Annotated in this window: 19 protein-coding genes and 1 tRNA gene; 10 read left to right on the top strand and 10 right to left on the bottom strand. The window is 41.9% G+C overall.

Features of this window, described 5'->3' with window-relative positions; translation table 11 throughout:
• Positions 1-14: 14 nt before the first annotated feature.
• Both J2Z37_RS02825 and J2Z37_RS02820 read right to left on the bottom strand, forming a co-directional pair.
• Positions 15-263, bottom strand: coding sequence for a GIY-YIG nuclease family protein (locus J2Z37_RS02825; protein ID WP_209808658.1), 249 nt, complete (start codon positions 261-263; stop codon positions 15-17).
• Positions 264-671: 408 nt separating this feature from the next.
• Positions 672-1,178: a hypothetical protein gene (locus J2Z37_RS02820; RefSeq protein WP_209808656.1), complete on the bottom strand. Its 507-nt coding sequence runs from the start codon at positions 1,176-1,178 to the stop codon at positions 672-674.
• 216 nt (positions 1,179-1,394) lie between these two features.
• Between J2Z37_RS02820 and J2Z37_RS02815 the strand changes: the two genes are divergently transcribed.
• Positions 1,395-2,603: an MFS transporter gene (locus J2Z37_RS02815; RefSeq protein WP_209808913.1), complete on the top strand. Its 1,209-nt coding sequence runs from the start codon at positions 1,395-1,397 to the stop codon at positions 2,601-2,603.
• A 27-nt stretch (positions 2,604-2,630) separates the two neighbouring features.
• Here J2Z37_RS02815 and J2Z37_RS02810 read toward each other — a convergent pair whose 3' ends face one another.
• The 4 genes from J2Z37_RS02810 to J2Z37_RS02795 all read right to left on the bottom strand — a co-directional run bounded on the left by J2Z37_RS02810 (position 2,631) and on the right by J2Z37_RS02795 (position 4,470).
• Positions 2,631-3,071, bottom strand: a complete 441-nt coding sequence (locus J2Z37_RS02810; protein WP_209808654.1) for a CBS domain-containing protein — start codon at positions 3,069-3,071, stop codon at positions 2,631-2,633.
• A 180-nt stretch (positions 3,072-3,251) separates the two neighbouring features.
• On the bottom strand, positions 3,252-3,491 hold the full coding sequence (locus J2Z37_RS02805) for a hypothetical protein (RefSeq protein ID WP_209808652.1): 240 nt from the start codon (positions 3,489-3,491) through the stop codon (positions 3,252-3,254).
• 27 nt (positions 3,492-3,518) lie between these two features.
• On the bottom strand, positions 3,519-3,953 hold the full coding sequence (locus tag J2Z37_RS02800; RefSeq protein ID WP_209808650.1) for a glycine/sarcosine/betaine reductase selenoprotein B family protein: 435 nt from the start codon (positions 3,951-3,953) through the stop codon (positions 3,519-3,521).
• 16 nt (positions 3,954-3,969) lie between these two features.
• Positions 3,970-4,470 carry a peroxiredoxin gene (locus J2Z37_RS02795; protein WP_245203496.1) on the bottom strand — a complete coding sequence of 167 codons (501 nt, stop codon included), beginning with the start codon at positions 4,468-4,470 and terminating at the stop codon, positions 3,970-3,972.
• Between the two features lie 214 nt (positions 4,471-4,684).
• On the opposite strand from J2Z37_RS02795, the gene J2Z37_RS02785 reads away from it, so the two are divergent.
• On the top strand, positions 4,685-5,419 hold the full coding sequence (locus J2Z37_RS02785; protein WP_209808644.1) for a glycerophosphodiester phosphodiesterase: 735 nt from the start codon (positions 4,685-4,687) through the stop codon (positions 5,417-5,419).
• Positions 5,420-5,468: 49 nt separating this feature from the next.
• Here the strand turns inward: J2Z37_RS02785 and J2Z37_RS02780 are convergent, their stop codons facing one another.
• Complete coding sequence (locus J2Z37_RS02780) at positions 5,469-5,915, bottom strand: C40 family peptidase (protein WP_209808641.1); 447 nt, start codon at positions 5,913-5,915, stop codon at positions 5,469-5,471.
• Between the two features lie 229 nt (positions 5,916-6,144).
• On the opposite strand from J2Z37_RS02780, the gene J2Z37_RS02775 reads away from it, so the two are divergent.
• From J2Z37_RS02775 to J2Z37_RS02755, 5 genes are all read left to right on the top strand, one after another.
• Entirely contained in the window at positions 6,145-6,861 is a 717-nt protein-coding gene (locus tag J2Z37_RS02775; RefSeq protein WP_209808912.1) for a cytochrome c biogenesis CcdA family protein, read from the top strand.
• Positions 6,862-6,935: 74 nt separating this feature from the next.
• A complete protein-coding gene (locus tag J2Z37_RS02770) occupies positions 6,936-7,061 on the top strand; it encodes a YqzM family protein (RefSeq protein WP_245203495.1) in 126 nt (41 codons plus the stop codon).
• A 230-nt stretch (positions 7,062-7,291) separates the two neighbouring features.
• On the top strand, positions 7,292-9,187 hold the full coding sequence (locus tag J2Z37_RS02765) for a PrkA family serine protein kinase (RefSeq protein WP_209808639.1): 1,896 nt from the start codon (positions 7,292-7,294) through the stop codon (positions 9,185-9,187).
• Between the two features lie 75 nt (positions 9,188-9,262).
• Positions 9,263-10,432 (top strand): sporulation protein YhbH, encoded by a 1,170-nt coding sequence (gene yhbH / locus J2Z37_RS02760; protein ID WP_209808637.1) that lies wholly within the window; start codon positions 9,263-9,265, stop codon positions 10,430-10,432.
• The gene (locus J2Z37_RS02755; protein WP_209808635.1) at positions 10,429-11,817 is read left to right on the top strand and encodes a SpoVR family protein; all 1,389 of its coding nucleotides are present in this window, start codon (positions 10,429-10,431) and stop codon (positions 11,815-11,817) included. The genes yhbH and J2Z37_RS02755 overlap by 4 nt, the downstream gene beginning before the upstream one ends.
• A 49-nt stretch (positions 11,818-11,866) precedes the next feature.
• Here the strand turns inward: J2Z37_RS02755 and J2Z37_RS02750 are convergent.
• A tRNA-Cys gene (locus J2Z37_RS02750) sits at positions 11,867-11,941 on the bottom strand.
• Positions 11,942-12,281: 340 nt separating this feature from the next.
• Between J2Z37_RS02750 and modA the strand changes: the two genes are divergently transcribed.
• From modA to J2Z37_RS02735, 3 genes are all read left to right on the top strand, one after another.
• Positions 12,282-13,079 (top strand): molybdate ABC transporter substrate-binding protein, encoded by a 798-nt coding sequence (gene modA, locus J2Z37_RS02745; RefSeq protein WP_209808633.1) that lies wholly within the window; start codon positions 12,282-12,284, stop codon positions 13,077-13,079.
• Positions 13,079-13,732 (top strand): molybdate ABC transporter permease subunit, encoded by a 654-nt coding sequence (gene modB, locus J2Z37_RS02740; protein WP_209808632.1) that lies wholly within the window; start codon positions 13,079-13,081, stop codon positions 13,730-13,732. The genes modA and modB overlap by 1 nt, the downstream gene beginning before the upstream one ends.
• A gap of 70 nt (positions 13,733-13,802) precedes the next feature.
• Positions 13,803-14,432, top strand: a complete 630-nt coding sequence (locus J2Z37_RS02735) for a copper amine oxidase N-terminal domain-containing protein (protein ID WP_209808630.1) — start codon at positions 13,803-13,805, stop codon at positions 14,430-14,432.
• Positions 14,433-14,465: 33 nt separating this feature from the next.
• On the opposite strand, the gene J2Z37_RS02730 is transcribed toward J2Z37_RS02735, so the two are convergent.
• Both J2Z37_RS02730 and J2Z37_RS02725 read right to left on the bottom strand, forming a co-directional pair.
• Positions 14,466-15,551, bottom strand: coding sequence for a Y-family DNA polymerase (locus J2Z37_RS02730; RefSeq protein WP_209808628.1), 1,086 nt, complete (start codon positions 15,549-15,551; stop codon positions 14,466-14,468).
• A gap of 221 nt (positions 15,552-15,772) precedes the next feature.
• The gene (locus tag J2Z37_RS02725; protein WP_209808626.1) at positions 15,773-15,970 is read right to left on the bottom strand and encodes a CLC_0170 family protein; all 198 of its coding nucleotides are present in this window, start codon (positions 15,968-15,970) and stop codon (positions 15,773-15,775) included.
• Positions 15,971-15,986: the final 16 nt, after the last annotated feature.

Raw genomic sequence — 15,986 nt, 5'->3', positions numbered from 1 at the left:
CGGAAAACCTCTCGCTATTCTTTTTTTGAGGCCATGATTTCTTTCCTCTGTTTACTGTATTTTTTAATCTCATGTTCACGAATAAGTGCAGATGACTTATCCACGCATTCCTCCTGATAAACGAGTTGAACAGGGGTCCGCGCGCGTGTATATTTTGATGCTTTTCCTTTGTTATGCTGATCCAAACGTCTCTCTATGTCATTGGTAATCCCAGTATATAAGCTCTGATCGCTGCAGCGAAGCATATAAACGAAATATTTCATGGCAATTCCCCCTTCCACCATTTTAAAAACTCATCCTTTTCTTTACAAGCTGGAGTCTTATAAAAAAAATCTATTCAATTTTCAAAAAAAGTATTTGAAACCGCTTACTTTATGCTTTATAATAATCTTAACACCTTAACTAGCAGTTATTGTAAGTTATGGTTTCTCTCCACTCCTATCTTTTTCCACTGCTAATATTTAGCAGTGGAATTTTTTTTATGAAAGAAAACCCTTGGATATAAACTATACAGTAAAGTGGAAATTTCCGCTCTTTGTCATGCAACAAAAAAAGCGCCTACATGCGAAACCATGTAGGCGTAATCATTTTTACTCTCACCTATAACAAAAGCTACTTATTCACTTTTAAAAATACCACAGATCAAAGAAATAGGAAAGTTAAATACGGAATTAAAAGCTTTTCGTAAACTTCTCCACTTCTCCTTTTTCATCTAGCCGATATTCATTATATTCCTTCTGATCCGATGTAACTTCAAACATGGTGGCCGAGCCTACCTTCGCTTCCTCAGTCCAATCGACAAACAAAATTTTCTTTATCGATCCATTTTTTAAACCTTCTAAATCTACCTGGTCGATCCCTTGATCATCAAACTGATAATTTTCTTTGGTTCCAATGTCAAATCTCCACGATTTGGTCCCCGTCATAATATTTTTAACCATAACGAAGTATCCTCCAAACAACCCCCGAATTTCTGACTCTGACATTCCGATTTGAATTTGAAAATAAGGATCTGAAACTTCGGCCTGTTGCTCTGTTACTCCCCTCTCCTCAACAGTTGGGGCTGTGGAAATTCCCTCTTCAACTTTTTCCGTCATTTTCGTTTCTACAGCTGCCTTTGGCTGGCACCCGGTTAAAATTAGGCAAGTTACAATCGCCGTTGCCATCCACTTATTCATTTGAATCACTCCATTATGAATTCTAACTAAAAATCTTCATTTATTTTTAGACGAATAAACACACAAAAGGTTGTTGTATTGCTTCCAATTATTTACGGGGGAAAATAACTTAATAAGGTAATACTACTTAATGCCATTATATACGGGGAGTTGAACCAATTGTCGCAAGGAAGCAAAATTCTTGAACTACCTGTTATTGCTGCTATTCCTCTTGTTATGGTACTAGGTAACTCAATGATCGTTCCCGTTCTGCCAACCATGGAAGAAAAACTAAACTTAACCCAATTTCAAGTGAGCTTAATCATTACGGCTTTTTCCTTTGCTGCAGGTTTGATCATCCCATTGGTAGGATATCTATCCGACCGCTTCGGACGTAAAATCATTATTGTACCTGCACTTATTTTGTACGGGCTTGGAGGGGTTTCTGCAGGGGTAGCCGCGTGGCTCATGTCTGATGCCTATCCGATTATTCTAATCTCTCGTATTATCCAGGGCATCGGGGCTGCTGGAACTGCACCTATCGCCATGGCATTAATTGGAGACTTGTATTCAGGTGGAAAAGAATCAAAAGCCCTCGGCCTTATCGAGGCAACAAATGGTCTAGGAAAGGTCCTATCACCTATCCTCGGTTCCCTCATAGCCCTGTTGGTTTGGTACGCCGTGTTCTTTGCCTTCCCTGTCCTATGCTTTTTCACTGCACTTGCCGTGTGGTTTTTTGTTAAAGAATCAAAGCCTCCCAAACCCAAACCTTTAAAACAATATATCAACTCCATCAAAGAAATTTTCAAGAAACAGGGCAGTTGGTTAATCACAGCTTTTGTCGTTGGTGCCACTGGTTTATTTATTTTATTCGGAGTACTTTTTTACCTATCCGATGTTTTAGAAACAAACTACAAAGTGGATGGAATGCTTAAAGGTTTAATTCTTGCCATCCCACTTATGGGAACGGTGACAACATCCTATATCACAGGTGGACGCATTAAGCAAAATAAACCTTTGATGCGTAAATTAATGCTCATTGGTTTACTGCTTATGACAGGGTCCTTAGTTGCCGTTGCCTTTTTCAAACAAATCTATCTGATGATCGGCCTTCTAACCATTAGCAGTATTGGAAATGGATTAGTACTTCCCTGTTTAAACACATTGATCACCGGAGCCGTCGCCAAATCGGAAAGAGGAATGATTACTTCCTTATATAATAGCCTTCGTTTTTTGGGAGTAGCAGTTGGACCACCAGTCTTTGGTTGGTTGATGGAAATTTCTCACCGGTTTATGTTTTTATCCGTAGCAGGACTTGCTGCCTTAATCTGGGTTTTAACCTTCTTTTTAATCAAACCCGGTGCGGGGAACAAAACCAAAGGCAAAGAGACAAAAGCTTCTCCTTCTGTACCGTCTACTCTGTTTAAAAAGATACCGGCAAAATAAAAAAACTCCTGACACTCAGGAGTTTTTTTATTCGCTTAAATATTTTAAGATCACTTGCAGTACAGCTTGGCGGGTTAGAATTCCTAGAAAGATGTTCTTTTGATCTATAATTGGTACATAAGGTAAAGTGATCATTAACTCCAGAGCGAAAGAAAGTGGGGTATTCTCCCAAATCCCCATGTAATTCTTATTCATTGCTTGATGAACAGAATAATTTGGAAGATCATTGTATTTTATATGTTGGTTTTCTCTCATAAAATCTAGAATTAATGTTTTACTAATTAATCCCTCTACTTGATCACTTGAATTGATCACAGGTACGGATGAATATCCCGAACGAATTAGTTTTAACATTGCTCTTTCTAATGTCCAATCCGGTTGTACGGTAACAATTGATTCTTTTTTTAAATATAAGCTTTTAATATCTTGAGCCATAAATTCTTTTTTAGTTATGTTTTTGTTGCTCAAAAGGCACCCTCCTTACCTCCTGGCTTCCCCTTTAACTTTAACCTCGGCATACGTGGATGTCAACACTGTAAGAACAAAGAACGGCATGCATCGTAGTCAGACTACTATTTCACGGTTTAGATTATTAGCATAGAAAAGGACATAAAAAAGGCTGTCCATAGGACAGCCTTTCCACTTTTCTTAATAACCTGGAAAATCCATCAGATGAATTTGTCCTGGTTCTTGTTTTGTGACCAATTGCTCCAACGCGGCGGTGATAACTTTGGTTTGGGTTTCCTTATCGTTAGGTTTGCCTAGCGAATGGCCGAACGCAAAGCCTTTTGGATGAATCGCGCGCGGCGGGCGCATTAATCCTGATTGTTCCACATCAAGGGTAACCAAAACAGTCGGAATCCCCTGAGCCTCTATAGCACGCTGCACTGTAACTACAGTGCGATGGCAAAGTGGTCAGCCAGCTGTCAGAAGCACCGCATCCGCCTTAGAACGAACAACTTCTTTCGCTACAGCAGGAATCGTTACTTCATTAATCTGCTTAAGCCGCATCGCATAGCCCATCATGGTCACATGCTTTTCGGCGACCCCCTGGATGATTCCTTGATCAGCCAATTCTCTTAGCCGATCTATTGGAAAAACACAGTTAATGTCTTCCTTCGGAGCATCGGTGTTATAGTGCTCTTTTGGTGCTGCATGGGTAACAGTTAAGTCCTGCGCCCTTACATCACCAGGAATGACCCGAAATGTCGAATCCCCCTGAGCAGTGTCCGTGCTAAACGGCTCCTGATCCTTCAGGTGTACTCCCGAGGTCGAAACAATCATGATCGTCATATCTTTTAGCGATTTATCGTTTGGAGTATAAGGGATGGCTTTTCTGGACATCTCCATACTGAGCTGATCCCCTTTACAGCTTTCTTAACACTTCATACAATTCTTCGTTATCTGGTTGTTCACCGATTGGATGAACGTCAATGAACTGAACAACGCCTTCTTTGTCAATAATAAACAAAGCGCGTTCAGCAGCGCCATAAGCAGGTGCGCCTGCTTCTTTACGAAGCACACCAAACTTTTCTGCAATGGCTCCATGTGGATAAAAATCAGATACGAGTGGATATGTAATACCACCGATTGATTTCTGCCAAGCTTCATGACTTGGGATAGAATCTACGCTAATACCCAGAACCTGGGTATCATACTCTTCAAACTTGGACAAGTCGTCCTCGTAAGAAGGCATCTGCGCTCCTCAGACAGGGGTCCAATCTAAAGGATAAAATGCGATAAAGACATTTTTCTTACCAATGTAGTCGCTAAGGTTAATAGTGCGGCCACCATGTGCTGGTGCAGTAAAGTCAGGTGCTTTGTCCCCAACCTTTAAGGTAGCCGTTTCAGTTGCTCCTTTTGGCATCTGGTAATTCCCTCCTTTTATTCTTCAAATCAATTTCTAGTATACCAACTTGTCCCTATAAATATCAAACACCATTAGCACATTTGCCACATTTTTTTCATTCAAATCCTTTTCTATGAGTGAAAATCAAACTGACAGACATAGATAAAAGGAATAAACATAAAATGATTGAAGAACAATCCAAATGGTCTTTCGGAAACTGGTGGGATTTTCAATGAAACGTGACTTTCTGATCTTTGCTCACCGTGGTGCCGCACACCGCTACCCGGAAAATACCTTCCCGGCTTTTAAAGAGGCTCTCCGTTTAGGAGCGTCTGGTTTAGAACTGGATGTTCAACTAACCAAGGATGGGTACCCAGTTGTCATCCACGATTTTCGTGTCAATCGAACAACAAATGGTCGTGGGTTGGTGAAAAATTATACTTTGAAGGAAATTAAGGCCCTAAGTGCCGGTTCCTGGTTTCACCCCCGGTTCGCTCATTTAAAAATCCCGACGCTTGAGGAGGTCCTAATTAAGGCAAAAGAACTTCCGATACTTCTCAATATTGAGTTGAAAAATTTATTAATTAAAAATGAGAATTTAGAGTCTGAAGTCATTCGCTTGGTCTGTAAGTATGGAATGGAAAAACAAATTTACCTGTCCACTTTTAATCCGGAGAGTATCTCGCGTATTCGCCACCTTAACCCAAATATACAAACTTCTTTCCTTTATTTTGGAATACTCGAAGAACCATGGAAAATGGCTTATGAACTAGGTGCTGCCTGTATTCAACCCCCCATCATCTCTCTTACCCGAGACTTAGTCAGAGCTAGCCGGGAGCGTGGCCTTTTGGTTTTCCCCTATCATGTCAACCAATGGCGGGAAATCCAACGTTCCCTTGAATTGGGTGTGGATGGTGTAATTACGATGTACCCGGAACGTGTTGGAAAATTTTGTAGAATTGAGTAGAATAATATTGTTGCCCGTGAAACAAAAAAAGGTGCATCCGCACCTTTTTTTAAATAACTCTTTTCGCCCCTAAATAATGGCTCCGCCAATAACCATTAATCTTTGATACTTTAACTCCGCCTTTACCGTAAGTATGTATCATTCGATTTCCACCTGCGTAAATCCCCACGTGGCCAATCCCTCTTCCGGGAACTCTGAAAAATAGCAAGTCCCCTTTCTTCAAGCGAGATGTAGGTATGTACTTTCCTCTCTTTGATTGCGCACTAGCAGTCCGTGGCAGCTTAATTCCATTTCTTGCAAACACATACTTTGTAAATGAAGAACAGTCGAAAGCCCGTGGCGCGTATTTCATCGGTGCGCCAAACACATAAGGGGCCCCACGATATTTCAATGCAGTTTTAATAATATCATCTGACTTGGCAGCATATCCGGCACCTGGGATGAGCAGGGATAGCAGAAGGCTGCAAACCATAATCCAAGATATTTTTTGTTTCAATCTTCTTCCTCTCCTTTTCACTTTTACCATTTGCTTTCCTAAAAGTATAACAATCCCAATCCTGGCTTATCATCCCTAAAAACTTGGAATGAAAAGAAAGAACAGGAAATACAGTCTAAGTTTGGGGTCTACCCCTGTTCACCTTTTTGTCGTTTTTATCTTCATCCTTTTTATGGTACAATTTTTTAATGGAAGTAAAAGTTTCTGCAAATTGGAAAGGAATGAGTCGATGACTACATCCGCTGATCCTACGATATGGTTGGCTTTTGCAGCAGGATTTTTGTCTTTTATTTCGCCCTGTTGCCTCCCTTTGTACCCATCATATCTTTCCTATATTACCGGTATTTCTGTAGCCGAACTACGAGGCGATCGCTCACTCGTATTAAGGAAAGCCATGGCCCACACTCTCTTTTTTGTTCTAGGGTTTTCCATCATATTTATATCCCTTGGATTGACAGCCACTCTAATCGGTTCCTTATTTCGGGAACATCAAGACTTAATCCGTCAATTAGGAGGGATTTTAGTTGTAGTGATGGGTTTATTCATGCTTGGACTATTCAAACCGACGCTGTTTATGCAAGAGAAGCGCTTTGAATTTGCACAGAAACCTGCTGGCTATCTTGGTTCTGTGCTTGTTGGAATTAGCTTCGCTGCAGGGTGGACCCCTTGTGTCGGACCCATTTTAACAAGCGTATTAACATTAAGTGCGAGTAACCCTTCGCAAGGTGTCCCATTTATCTTTGCCTATACCCTTGGATTTGCAGTGCCTTTCGTTTTAATGTCCTTTTTTATCGGCAGAACCCGTTGGATCCTCCGTTATTCATCGATTCTCATGAAGGTTGGCGGAGCGTTAATGATAGTAATCGGGATTTTGTTATATACAGATAAGATGACGGATATAACCATTTGGCTCATTCGCATCTTTGGGGGATTTACAGGTTTTTAAATTAATTTGTTCTTTACCTTTTCCACATATTAATGGTATATGGTAATATGATAGTGAAGATGGAGGTGAGAGTCATGGATTATAAAAAGGATGTATCTCAAGACGATATCGTGGATAGTGCAACCGGCTTCACCGTTTCATTTGGTTTTTTCCTGCTAATGGCTGTGTTGTTTACAATCATTAGTGTTTTACAAAAGTAATGCGTGGATCACCGGCTACATAAAGAAACTGGCAGATTTTACAACTGCCAGTTTCTTTTTTTTGCCCATAAATGCTTTTTTATCTATTCCAATACAAAAAATAGATGGTCATGTAGAAAAGTTGAGAAAATTCATGATTATAATCGGAAATTTCGGTCAACAATGATACTATTCAAACACCTTGAACTAACAGGAGAAACGATACTTTGAAGTAGGAAAGGAGTCAAAACATGGGGATTTTAAGACTTTTGGATGAATTCCATCACGAGGAATCGAACCTGCAATGGAAGGGAAATTTTGAACAGTATCTGGAGATGGTGAAGCAAAGCCCAGGCATTGCGCAAACAGCACATTCCCGTATTTACAACATGATAATGGAAGCTGGGGTCGAGGAAATTGACGGTGTAAAGAAATATAAGTTTTTTAGCGATGCTATGTTTGGTCTCGATGAATCTATTGAAAGATTAGTAGAAGACTATTTCCATTCCTCTGCACGACGTCTCGACGTAAGGAAACGTGTACTTTTGCTGATGGGGCCTGTAAGCGGAGGAAAATCAACCATCGTTTCACTACTTAAACGTGGGCTTGAAAACTTCAGCCGTTCAGAAGCCGGCGCAGTTTACGCGATTGACGGTTGCCCGATGCATGAAGATCCGCTCCATTTAATCCCTGAGCGTTTACGCCCTCATTTCGAAGAAGAATATGGGATTAAAATCGAAGGTAATCTTTGTCCAATCTGCCGGTTTAAGCTTAGGGAAGAATGGAATGGTGAGATCCGTAATGTCCCTGTCAGACGTGTCCTATTTTCTGAAGACGACCGAGTAGGGATTGGGACTTTTAGTCCGTCAGACCCGAAATCGCAGGATATCTCTGAACTAACTGGAAGCATTGACTTCTCTACGATTTCCGAATACGGTTCAGAATCTGACCCACGTGCTTACCGTTTTGATGGAGAATTAAATAAAGCTAATCGCGGCTTAATGGAATTCCAGGAAATGCTCAAATGTGATGAGAAATTCCTATGGAATTTACTCTCTCTAACCCAGGAAGGAAATTTCAAAGCCGGCCGTTTTGCTCTTATTTCTGCTGACGAATTGGTTGTCGCTCATACCAATGAAACGGAATACAAGTCTTTTATTAACAATAAGAAAAATGAAGCTTTACATTCAAGAATTATCGTCATGCCGATCCCCTATAACCTTAAGGTTTCAGAGGAAGTTCGAATCTATGAGAAGCTTGTCAAACAAAGCGACTTGACTAGTGTCCATATTGCACCACATGCGTTACGTGCCGCTGCGATGTTTAGTGTCTTGACAAGGCTGAAAGAGTCAAAAAATCAAGGTCTGGATCTGGTCACCAAGATGCGACTCTATGATGGGGAAGAAATGGAAAATTTCGGTACTTCTGATTTACGAGAGTTAAAGAATGAATTCGCAGAAGAAGGGATGTCCGGCATCGATCCCCGTTATGTGATCAATCGGATTTCTAGCGCACTAATAAAAAATGAAATGTCCTGCATCAATCCGTTAAATGTCCTTAGAGCGTTGAAGGATGGGCTTGATACCCACCCAAGTATAACCTTGGATGAAAAGGAACACTTCCTCAATCTAATTGGCATTGCGCGGAAGGAATATGATGAGATTGCCAAAAAAGAAGTACAAAAAGCTTTCGTGTATTCTTTCGAAGAGTCTGCGAAAACATTGCTCAATAACTATCTGGATAATGTTGAAGCCTATTGCCATGGGAAAACACTCGCTGACCCGATTACGGATGAACAGGTTGATCCTGACGAAAAACTGATGCGGTCGATTGAAGAACAAATCGGAATTTCGGAAAATGCAAAGAAGGCATTCCGTGAGGAAATTCTTATCCGTTTGTCGAGCTATGCGAGAAAAGGGAAGCGCTTTGAATATGATTCACATGACCGTTTGCGTGAGGCGATTGAAAAGAAACTATTTGCTGATCTAAAGGATGTAGTGAAAATCACAACTTCTGCAAAAACGCCGGATGAGCAGCAGCTGAAAAAAGTGAACGAAGTTACCGCGCGTTTGATTGATGGGCATAACTATTGCCCAAATTGCGCCAATGAATTGCTGAAATACACTGGCAGTCTGTTGAATCGCTAGGTTTTCTCTCCTGTGTTCCAGCTGAACAACCCGCTGGAACACAGCTATTTTCACAGGAAAGTGTGGTGCAAAAAGATGTCAGAACCTTTATTTTTGATCTCCCAAGAGGATTGGTCCCTGCACCGAAAAGGCTATGAGGATCAAACCCGCCATCGCGAAAAGGTAAAAGAAGCCTTGCGTAATAACTTGGCCGATATGGTGGCCGAGGAAGGAATCTTTGCCTCCAATGGGAAGAACATTGTAAAAATCCCGATTCGCTCTTTAGACGAATTTCGCTTTCGCTATAACTATAAACGGCAGAACCACGTTGGAACAGGGAATGGGTCGGCGAAAAAAGGGGATGTCGTTGCTAAGGATGGCGATCCAAATCAACAGCAGCAAGGTCCTGGAAAAGGGGCAGGGGCCGGTGATCAACCTGGGGTGGACTACTTTGAAACCGAGGTTACCTTGGAAGAGGTAGAAAACCATTTATTCTCCCGGCTCAAGCTTCCCCATTTAGATAAGAAGGAACAGGCGGAGGTTGTCGTCGATTCGATCCAATTTAATGATATTCGGAAAAAAGGGATCATGGGCAATTTGGATAAAAAGCGGACGATATTGCAAGCCATCAAAAGAAATGCCCAAGAAGGTAAAAAAGGGCTGGGAAAAATTCTTGAGGATGATTTGCGCTTTAAAACTTGGTCTGAGGTAAAGATCCCACATTCGCAAGCGGTTGTGCTTTGCATGATGGACACGAGCGGCAGTATGGGGAGATTCGAGAAGGATATAGCAAGGACAACCTTTTTTTGGATTTCACGCTTTCTCCGGCAGAATTATTCGAACGTGGAAATTGTCTTTATTGCCCATCATACCCATGCCAAAGTGGTTTCCGAGGAACACTTTTTTACCAAAGGGGAAATGGGAGGAACAGTTTGTTCTTCTGCCTATAAGCTAGCACTTGAGTTGATTCAGCAAAAATATTCGCCCAGTAAATACAATATATATCCCATTCACTTCTCCGACGGTGATAATCTACCTTCAGATAATGATGAGTGTATTGAAATTATTCAAAAGGTGATGGAAGTCAGCAATTTCTTTGCTTATGGTGAAATTAATCAACATCATCGGATGTCCACCCTGGGGGATGTTTTCAAAAGCATTGATCATCCTAAATTAAGGTCAGCCGTCATCTATGAAAGAAAAGATATTCTTCAGGCACTCACCACCTTCTTTACGGAAAACAAAGAAGAGGAGTTGAAGGCATGATGCAGCAGTTGGAACAAGCTATTGATGAAATTACGCAGAAAGCAAAAAGCCTTGGTTTGGACTTCTTCCCTATGCGCTATGAAATTTGTCCACCGGAAGTCATCTATACCTTTGGTGCCTATGGAATGCCTACTCGCTACAACCATTGGAGTTTCGGAAAGGCATTTTATAAAATGAAAATGCAATATGACCTAGGCATGAGCAAGATTTATGAGTTGGTGATTAACTCTAATCCCTGTTATGCCTTCTTACTCGATTCTAATACATTGATTCAAAACAAATTAATTGTCGCCCACGTACTAGCGCATTGTGACTTCTTTAAAAATAATGCCCATTTCGCCCATACCAATCGGAATATGGTGGAAAGTATGGCAGCCAGTGCGGACCGTATCCGACAATATGAAAAGACTTATGGCCGGGCCAAGGTGGAATCGTTCCTCGATGCCGCAATGGCCATCGCAGAGCATATTGACCCCCACGCAGACCGTATTAAGAAGAAACAACAAGTGGATCATTTGAAAAAAGTACGGACACAACAACCCTATGAGGATCTGTGGGAGTTAGAACCTGCTGTTGGAGGTGAAACGGTGTCTTCTCCCTCCCCTTCGGGACCTACGAGTATTCGGGATATCTTAAAGGGACACCGGGAAGAAAAGGAGAGCCCATCACACTCCATGGAGCCTGAGAAGGATATCTTGTTATTTATTATGGAGAATAGCCGCCATCTGGAAGATTGGCAGCGAGACATTTTGACAATCGTACGGGATGAGATGAGTTATTTTTGGCCGCAAATTGAAACCAAAGTGATGAACGAAGGTTGGGCCACTTATTGGCATTTGCATATCATGCGGGAACTTGATCTTAGCGATGAAGAGACCATCGAATTCGCCAAACTCAACGCATCAGTCATCCAGCCTTCGACAACACAAATCAACCCGTATTATGTTGGGTTGAAAATGTTCGAAGACATCGAAAAACGGTTTGGCCGCGATCATCTATTTGAGGTTCGTGAACTTGAGTCGGATACAAGCTTTATCCGTAATTACCTAACTCAAGATCTGGTCAAGGAACTGAACATGTTTTCTTTCGGAAAAATCGGTTCAGATTATGTCATCAACAGCACGGAATGGGAGAAGGTACGGGATACTTTTATTGAAAGCCGTGTCAATGGCGGTTTTCCCTATCTGACCGTAATCGATGCCGATCCTGATTTGCATCTGCATCATCACTATGAGGGCAGCGAATTAGACCTTCGCTATATTGAGAAAACCCTGCCTTACGTGCAACAACTATGGGGTAGGAACGTTCATCTTCAAACGATGATTGAAGAACGACGAGTCGTGTTCTCAACAGATGGGGAAAAAGTGCATCGGAAGTTTATATAGAGAAGGTTAAGTTGGGGCGCTGGATCCTAGGATTTGGCGCTTTTTTCCTTGGAGGGAGTACCCGGATTTGAACCGGGGAATAAAGGTTTTGCAGACCTGTGCCTTACCACTTGGCTATACTCCCTTTATGGGGCGATCGATGGGAATCGAACCCACGAATGGGAACGCAATCCGATGAGTTAACCACTTCGCCACGACCGCCATTTCTTAGTTAAAAATCATTATATTTCCAATTGCCAATCTAGTCAAGTTAACTCCCTATGTCATATATTTTTTTATCGTTTCCCAATTCTCTCGTTCCAGCCATAATGAAAAGGACCAATTCGCCCTCTTTATTTTCCTCGATACGATAAGCAGTTTCATCATTTGTCCGCTCATATTAAAGTATCTCCACGTCTTACAACTCTTCCCTCCAATTTGATATAATCAAGATAATTTATATTAAAAGAAAAAGGACATTTCAAATGAGACTTATAATTCGTAAATTCCTCCTATTCACCACAATTGCCCTTATGGTCGGATGCAGTTCCACAAGCAAACAATCCGAAGCAGGACAAGCTCCCGTCGAATTATATGTCTTGGCGGCTGCAAGCCTTGCCGATGCAATGAAAGAACTAGCACCACTGTATGAATCATCACACCCAAACCAAAAAATCGTGATAAGCTACGGTTCATCCGGAACCCTGCAAAAACAAATTGAACAAGGGGCGCCTGCTGATCTCTATTTTTCTGCCGCAAAAAAACAGATGGATGAATTGCTGCAGAAGGACCTCATCGATCCACAACATACTTCAAACTTATTAAAAAATCAGCTAGTTCTTGTCGTTCCAAAAAGTACCGATTTAAAAATTGAAAACTTTGAAGACCTGCAGAATCCGTCCATCCAGAAGGTAGCAATCGGACACCCGGAATCCGTACCAGCTGGAACCTATGCGAAAGAAGCACTAACGCACCTGGGGCTTTGGAATGGGTTACAGCCAAAGCTAGTTTTTGCAAAGGATGTCCGACAAGTACTCTCTTACGTAGAAACCGGAAATGTGGAAGCGGGGATCGTCTATCAAACAGATGCGGCTCGGTCCGAGAAGGTAAAATTGGTTGTGACGGCTGATCAGAATACCCATTCCCCAATCGTTTACCCAATTGGGGTCACGAGGAATTCCGAACAGCCAAAAGAAGCGCAAAGCCTTTACCAGTGGTTGAGCGAACCTGAAGCTGCTTCCGTATTTACCAAGTATGGTTTTGAGATAGTGGGGGATCGCTAATGGATTTTTGGTCCCCGATTCGAATTTCTTTACAGGTGACAATTGTAGCGAGTGTTTTCGCCTTTGTCTTGGCCCTCATTGCTACTTGGTGGATGGTGCGCCGTTCGTTCAAAGGAAAGGTTGTTGTGGAAACGATTCTTATGCTTCCCCTTGTGCTTCCTCCGACCGTTGTCGGTTTTGGGCTTTTGGTCATTTTTGGCAAACAAAGCTGGATAGGGCAAGGGATCGAATGGCTATTTAATCAACCCATAGTGTTTACCTGGTGGGCAGCAGTTATTGCGGCAACCGTTGTTGCCTTTCCTTTGGTTTACCAGACGTTAAAAACGGGGTTTGAATCGGTCGACAAAGAATTGGAGGAAGCAGCAAGATCGATGGGGGCAAATGAATGGCAGGTATTCTGCTATGTAATCTTTCCCCTTTCCTGGAGATTTACGATGTCTGGTTTTATGTTGGGATTCGCCCGTGCAATTGGAGAGTTTGGAGCAACTCTCATGTTCGCCGGGGATATTCCTGGCAAAACAGAAACCATCCCAATTGCCATCTTTATGGCTGCTGAATCAGGCAATATGGTCCTTGCCTCTTATTGGGTGCTCTCCATTGTTGTGTTTTCTTTTCTATTATTAAGTTTGGTTCAGCGGATTCGAAGAGATTAAGCAACATTTCCCTCCTCTTGTTCGTTTAATAGATAGAGACTGATTAAGTTTAAGTAAAGGTGAGATGAACATGAATAGAAGAAAATGGATGGTCGCAGGTGGTGTCGCTGTTCTTTGTGCATCCTTGACAGGGCTAGCTTTTGGAGCCACCCCAATTCAACTGATTGTAAATGGACAAACCGTCAGTGCCGACGTCACACCTGAAATCAAGAACGACAGAGTAATGGTGCCTCTTCGAGTTGCCGCTGAAGCTTTAGGAGCTGATGTACAGTGGAACGAAAAGCAACGAACTGTCAATATTAACTCCGCCAATTCCGATCTAAGCCAGCAACTTATGCTTTTACAACAAGGCTTGGCAGCCAAAACTCCAAAGGAGACTGTTCAGACTTGGGCAGAAGCTGTGCAAAATCGCAATGGGGCCGTGCAATTTGCTGTCCTCTCTCCTGATCTAAAGGAGAAAACGAGGTCACACTATGAACAGCTTCACTGGGTGACTGGTGTTTCCAGCCCTTGGGTCGATAAAGTGAATATCACAAAGGAAGAAAAATCGGACGACAATACCTGGGAATTCGAAGTGGAATTTCAATTGAAAACATCCACAGGGAACGCTGGCCTTGAATCAGCCTCTTTGAAAGTTAAGGAAATCGATGGAAGTTGGTATATTACGCAGGTTTTGGGCGGGACTGACGGGGGGATCTAAATCAAATAGAGGAAACCACGAAGTTTCCTCTTTTTAAAGAATTTCATCCATCGTTATTTGTTCAAATATTTCTTCCTCAAAATTACTAAGTCGCAGCCCAAAAAGGTGAAGCGGAGTTTCCCATAAATGCTCTGAATATAATGCACTAGCAGCTGCTATGATTTCATTGGGATCATTGGTCGGTAAAGGCAATGTTTTGCTTTTCGAATGGGATCTGCCCAGTCGTTCGAGCTTATAAACTAGGGATACAGTACGCGCCTTTCTCTGCTTTTCTTTCAAATGGTTAACAAGTCTTTCTGCCATCTTCTTCGCCACTGCTAAAATCTGCTCGGGGTTACTCACTGGATTCGGAAAGGTTGTCTCCCTCCCAATTGTCTTTCCCCCTTTTTCCCGATCAGGATTCACGGTATCTGAGGAAATTCCCTGGGCGGCCAATCTTAACCATTCCCCGCGTTTTCCAAGAACAAGTCTAATGCTATGAAAATCTATCTGTGCTAAGTCCCCAATAGTTTCAATGCCTAGCTTTTCGCGTAGTTTTTCCGCTGTGGCTTCCCCGCATCCATGCAACACCACTGTTGGTTTGGGATGAAAGAAAGCTTGAAATTGTTGTCGGGTAAACCAAGTAATGCCTAATGGTTTCTTAACCTCGCTAGACATTTTAGCAATGATCCGGTTTTCTCCTAGCCCAATCGAACAAGGGATATGAATTTTTTGGTATAAAGTCCTTTGAATATACCGGGCAATGACCATTGGGTCATCGCCATTTTGTATGCGATTCGTCAAATCAACATAAGCCTCATCAATAGAGGCAACTTCTGTTGGACCAACTAAGCGAAAAAACTCCATAATTTTTGCGGAAAATTCGCTATACAAGGTGTGATTCCGTTGCACAAAGATTGCTTCAGGACAAAGCTTCCGTGCTTCATAGGCGCTCATCGTGGTCTTAATCCCTTTCGCCTTTGCTTCATAAGATGCGGCTATTACCAGGCCTTTTCGTTTATCGGTCATCGACCCGCCAACAATCACAGGTTTCCCCCGCAAAGAAGGGTCAATACTTTGGTGACAACTAGCAAACATGCTATTTATATCAACTAATGCAATGACTTTAGACTTTTTCACGGTCAACACCCCGATAATTCTCCTATGGGATTATATTAGGGCTTTTCGTAGGATGATTCAAGTTATAGGGCTAGAGGCTTGAAGGACATATCAAGCAATTTCCGATCGAGTTTTGTCTATTATAACCGGAAGGGGCCACCATATATAAAATGCTTTTATTGTAAATTAAACATAAGGATGACCAATATGTGGTCACCCTAATTTATCTTTTAAAAAGCCTATTACCAAACCCATTTATGGTATATCCAGTTTCCAATTAACACTGCCATTCCAAGGACTACATTCACCCACCCGATATACTTGGAAACCTTCGCCTCCTTTTTCATATTTTCCAATTTGTAACCTTTGACATCAAAAAACAGGATGAGGGTTCCTGTTACAATGAGTAAAAAAACGGTATAATTTAGATATCCAATCATCTTTAGATTCCTTTCT

Source organism: Ammoniphilus resinae (assembly GCF_017873965.1).
GTDB classification, from domain to species: domain Bacteria; phylum Bacillota; class Bacilli; order Aneurinibacillales; family RAOX-1; genus Ammoniphilus_A; species Ammoniphilus_A resinae.
This window is presented reverse-complemented; position numbering and strand designations above follow the sequence as displayed.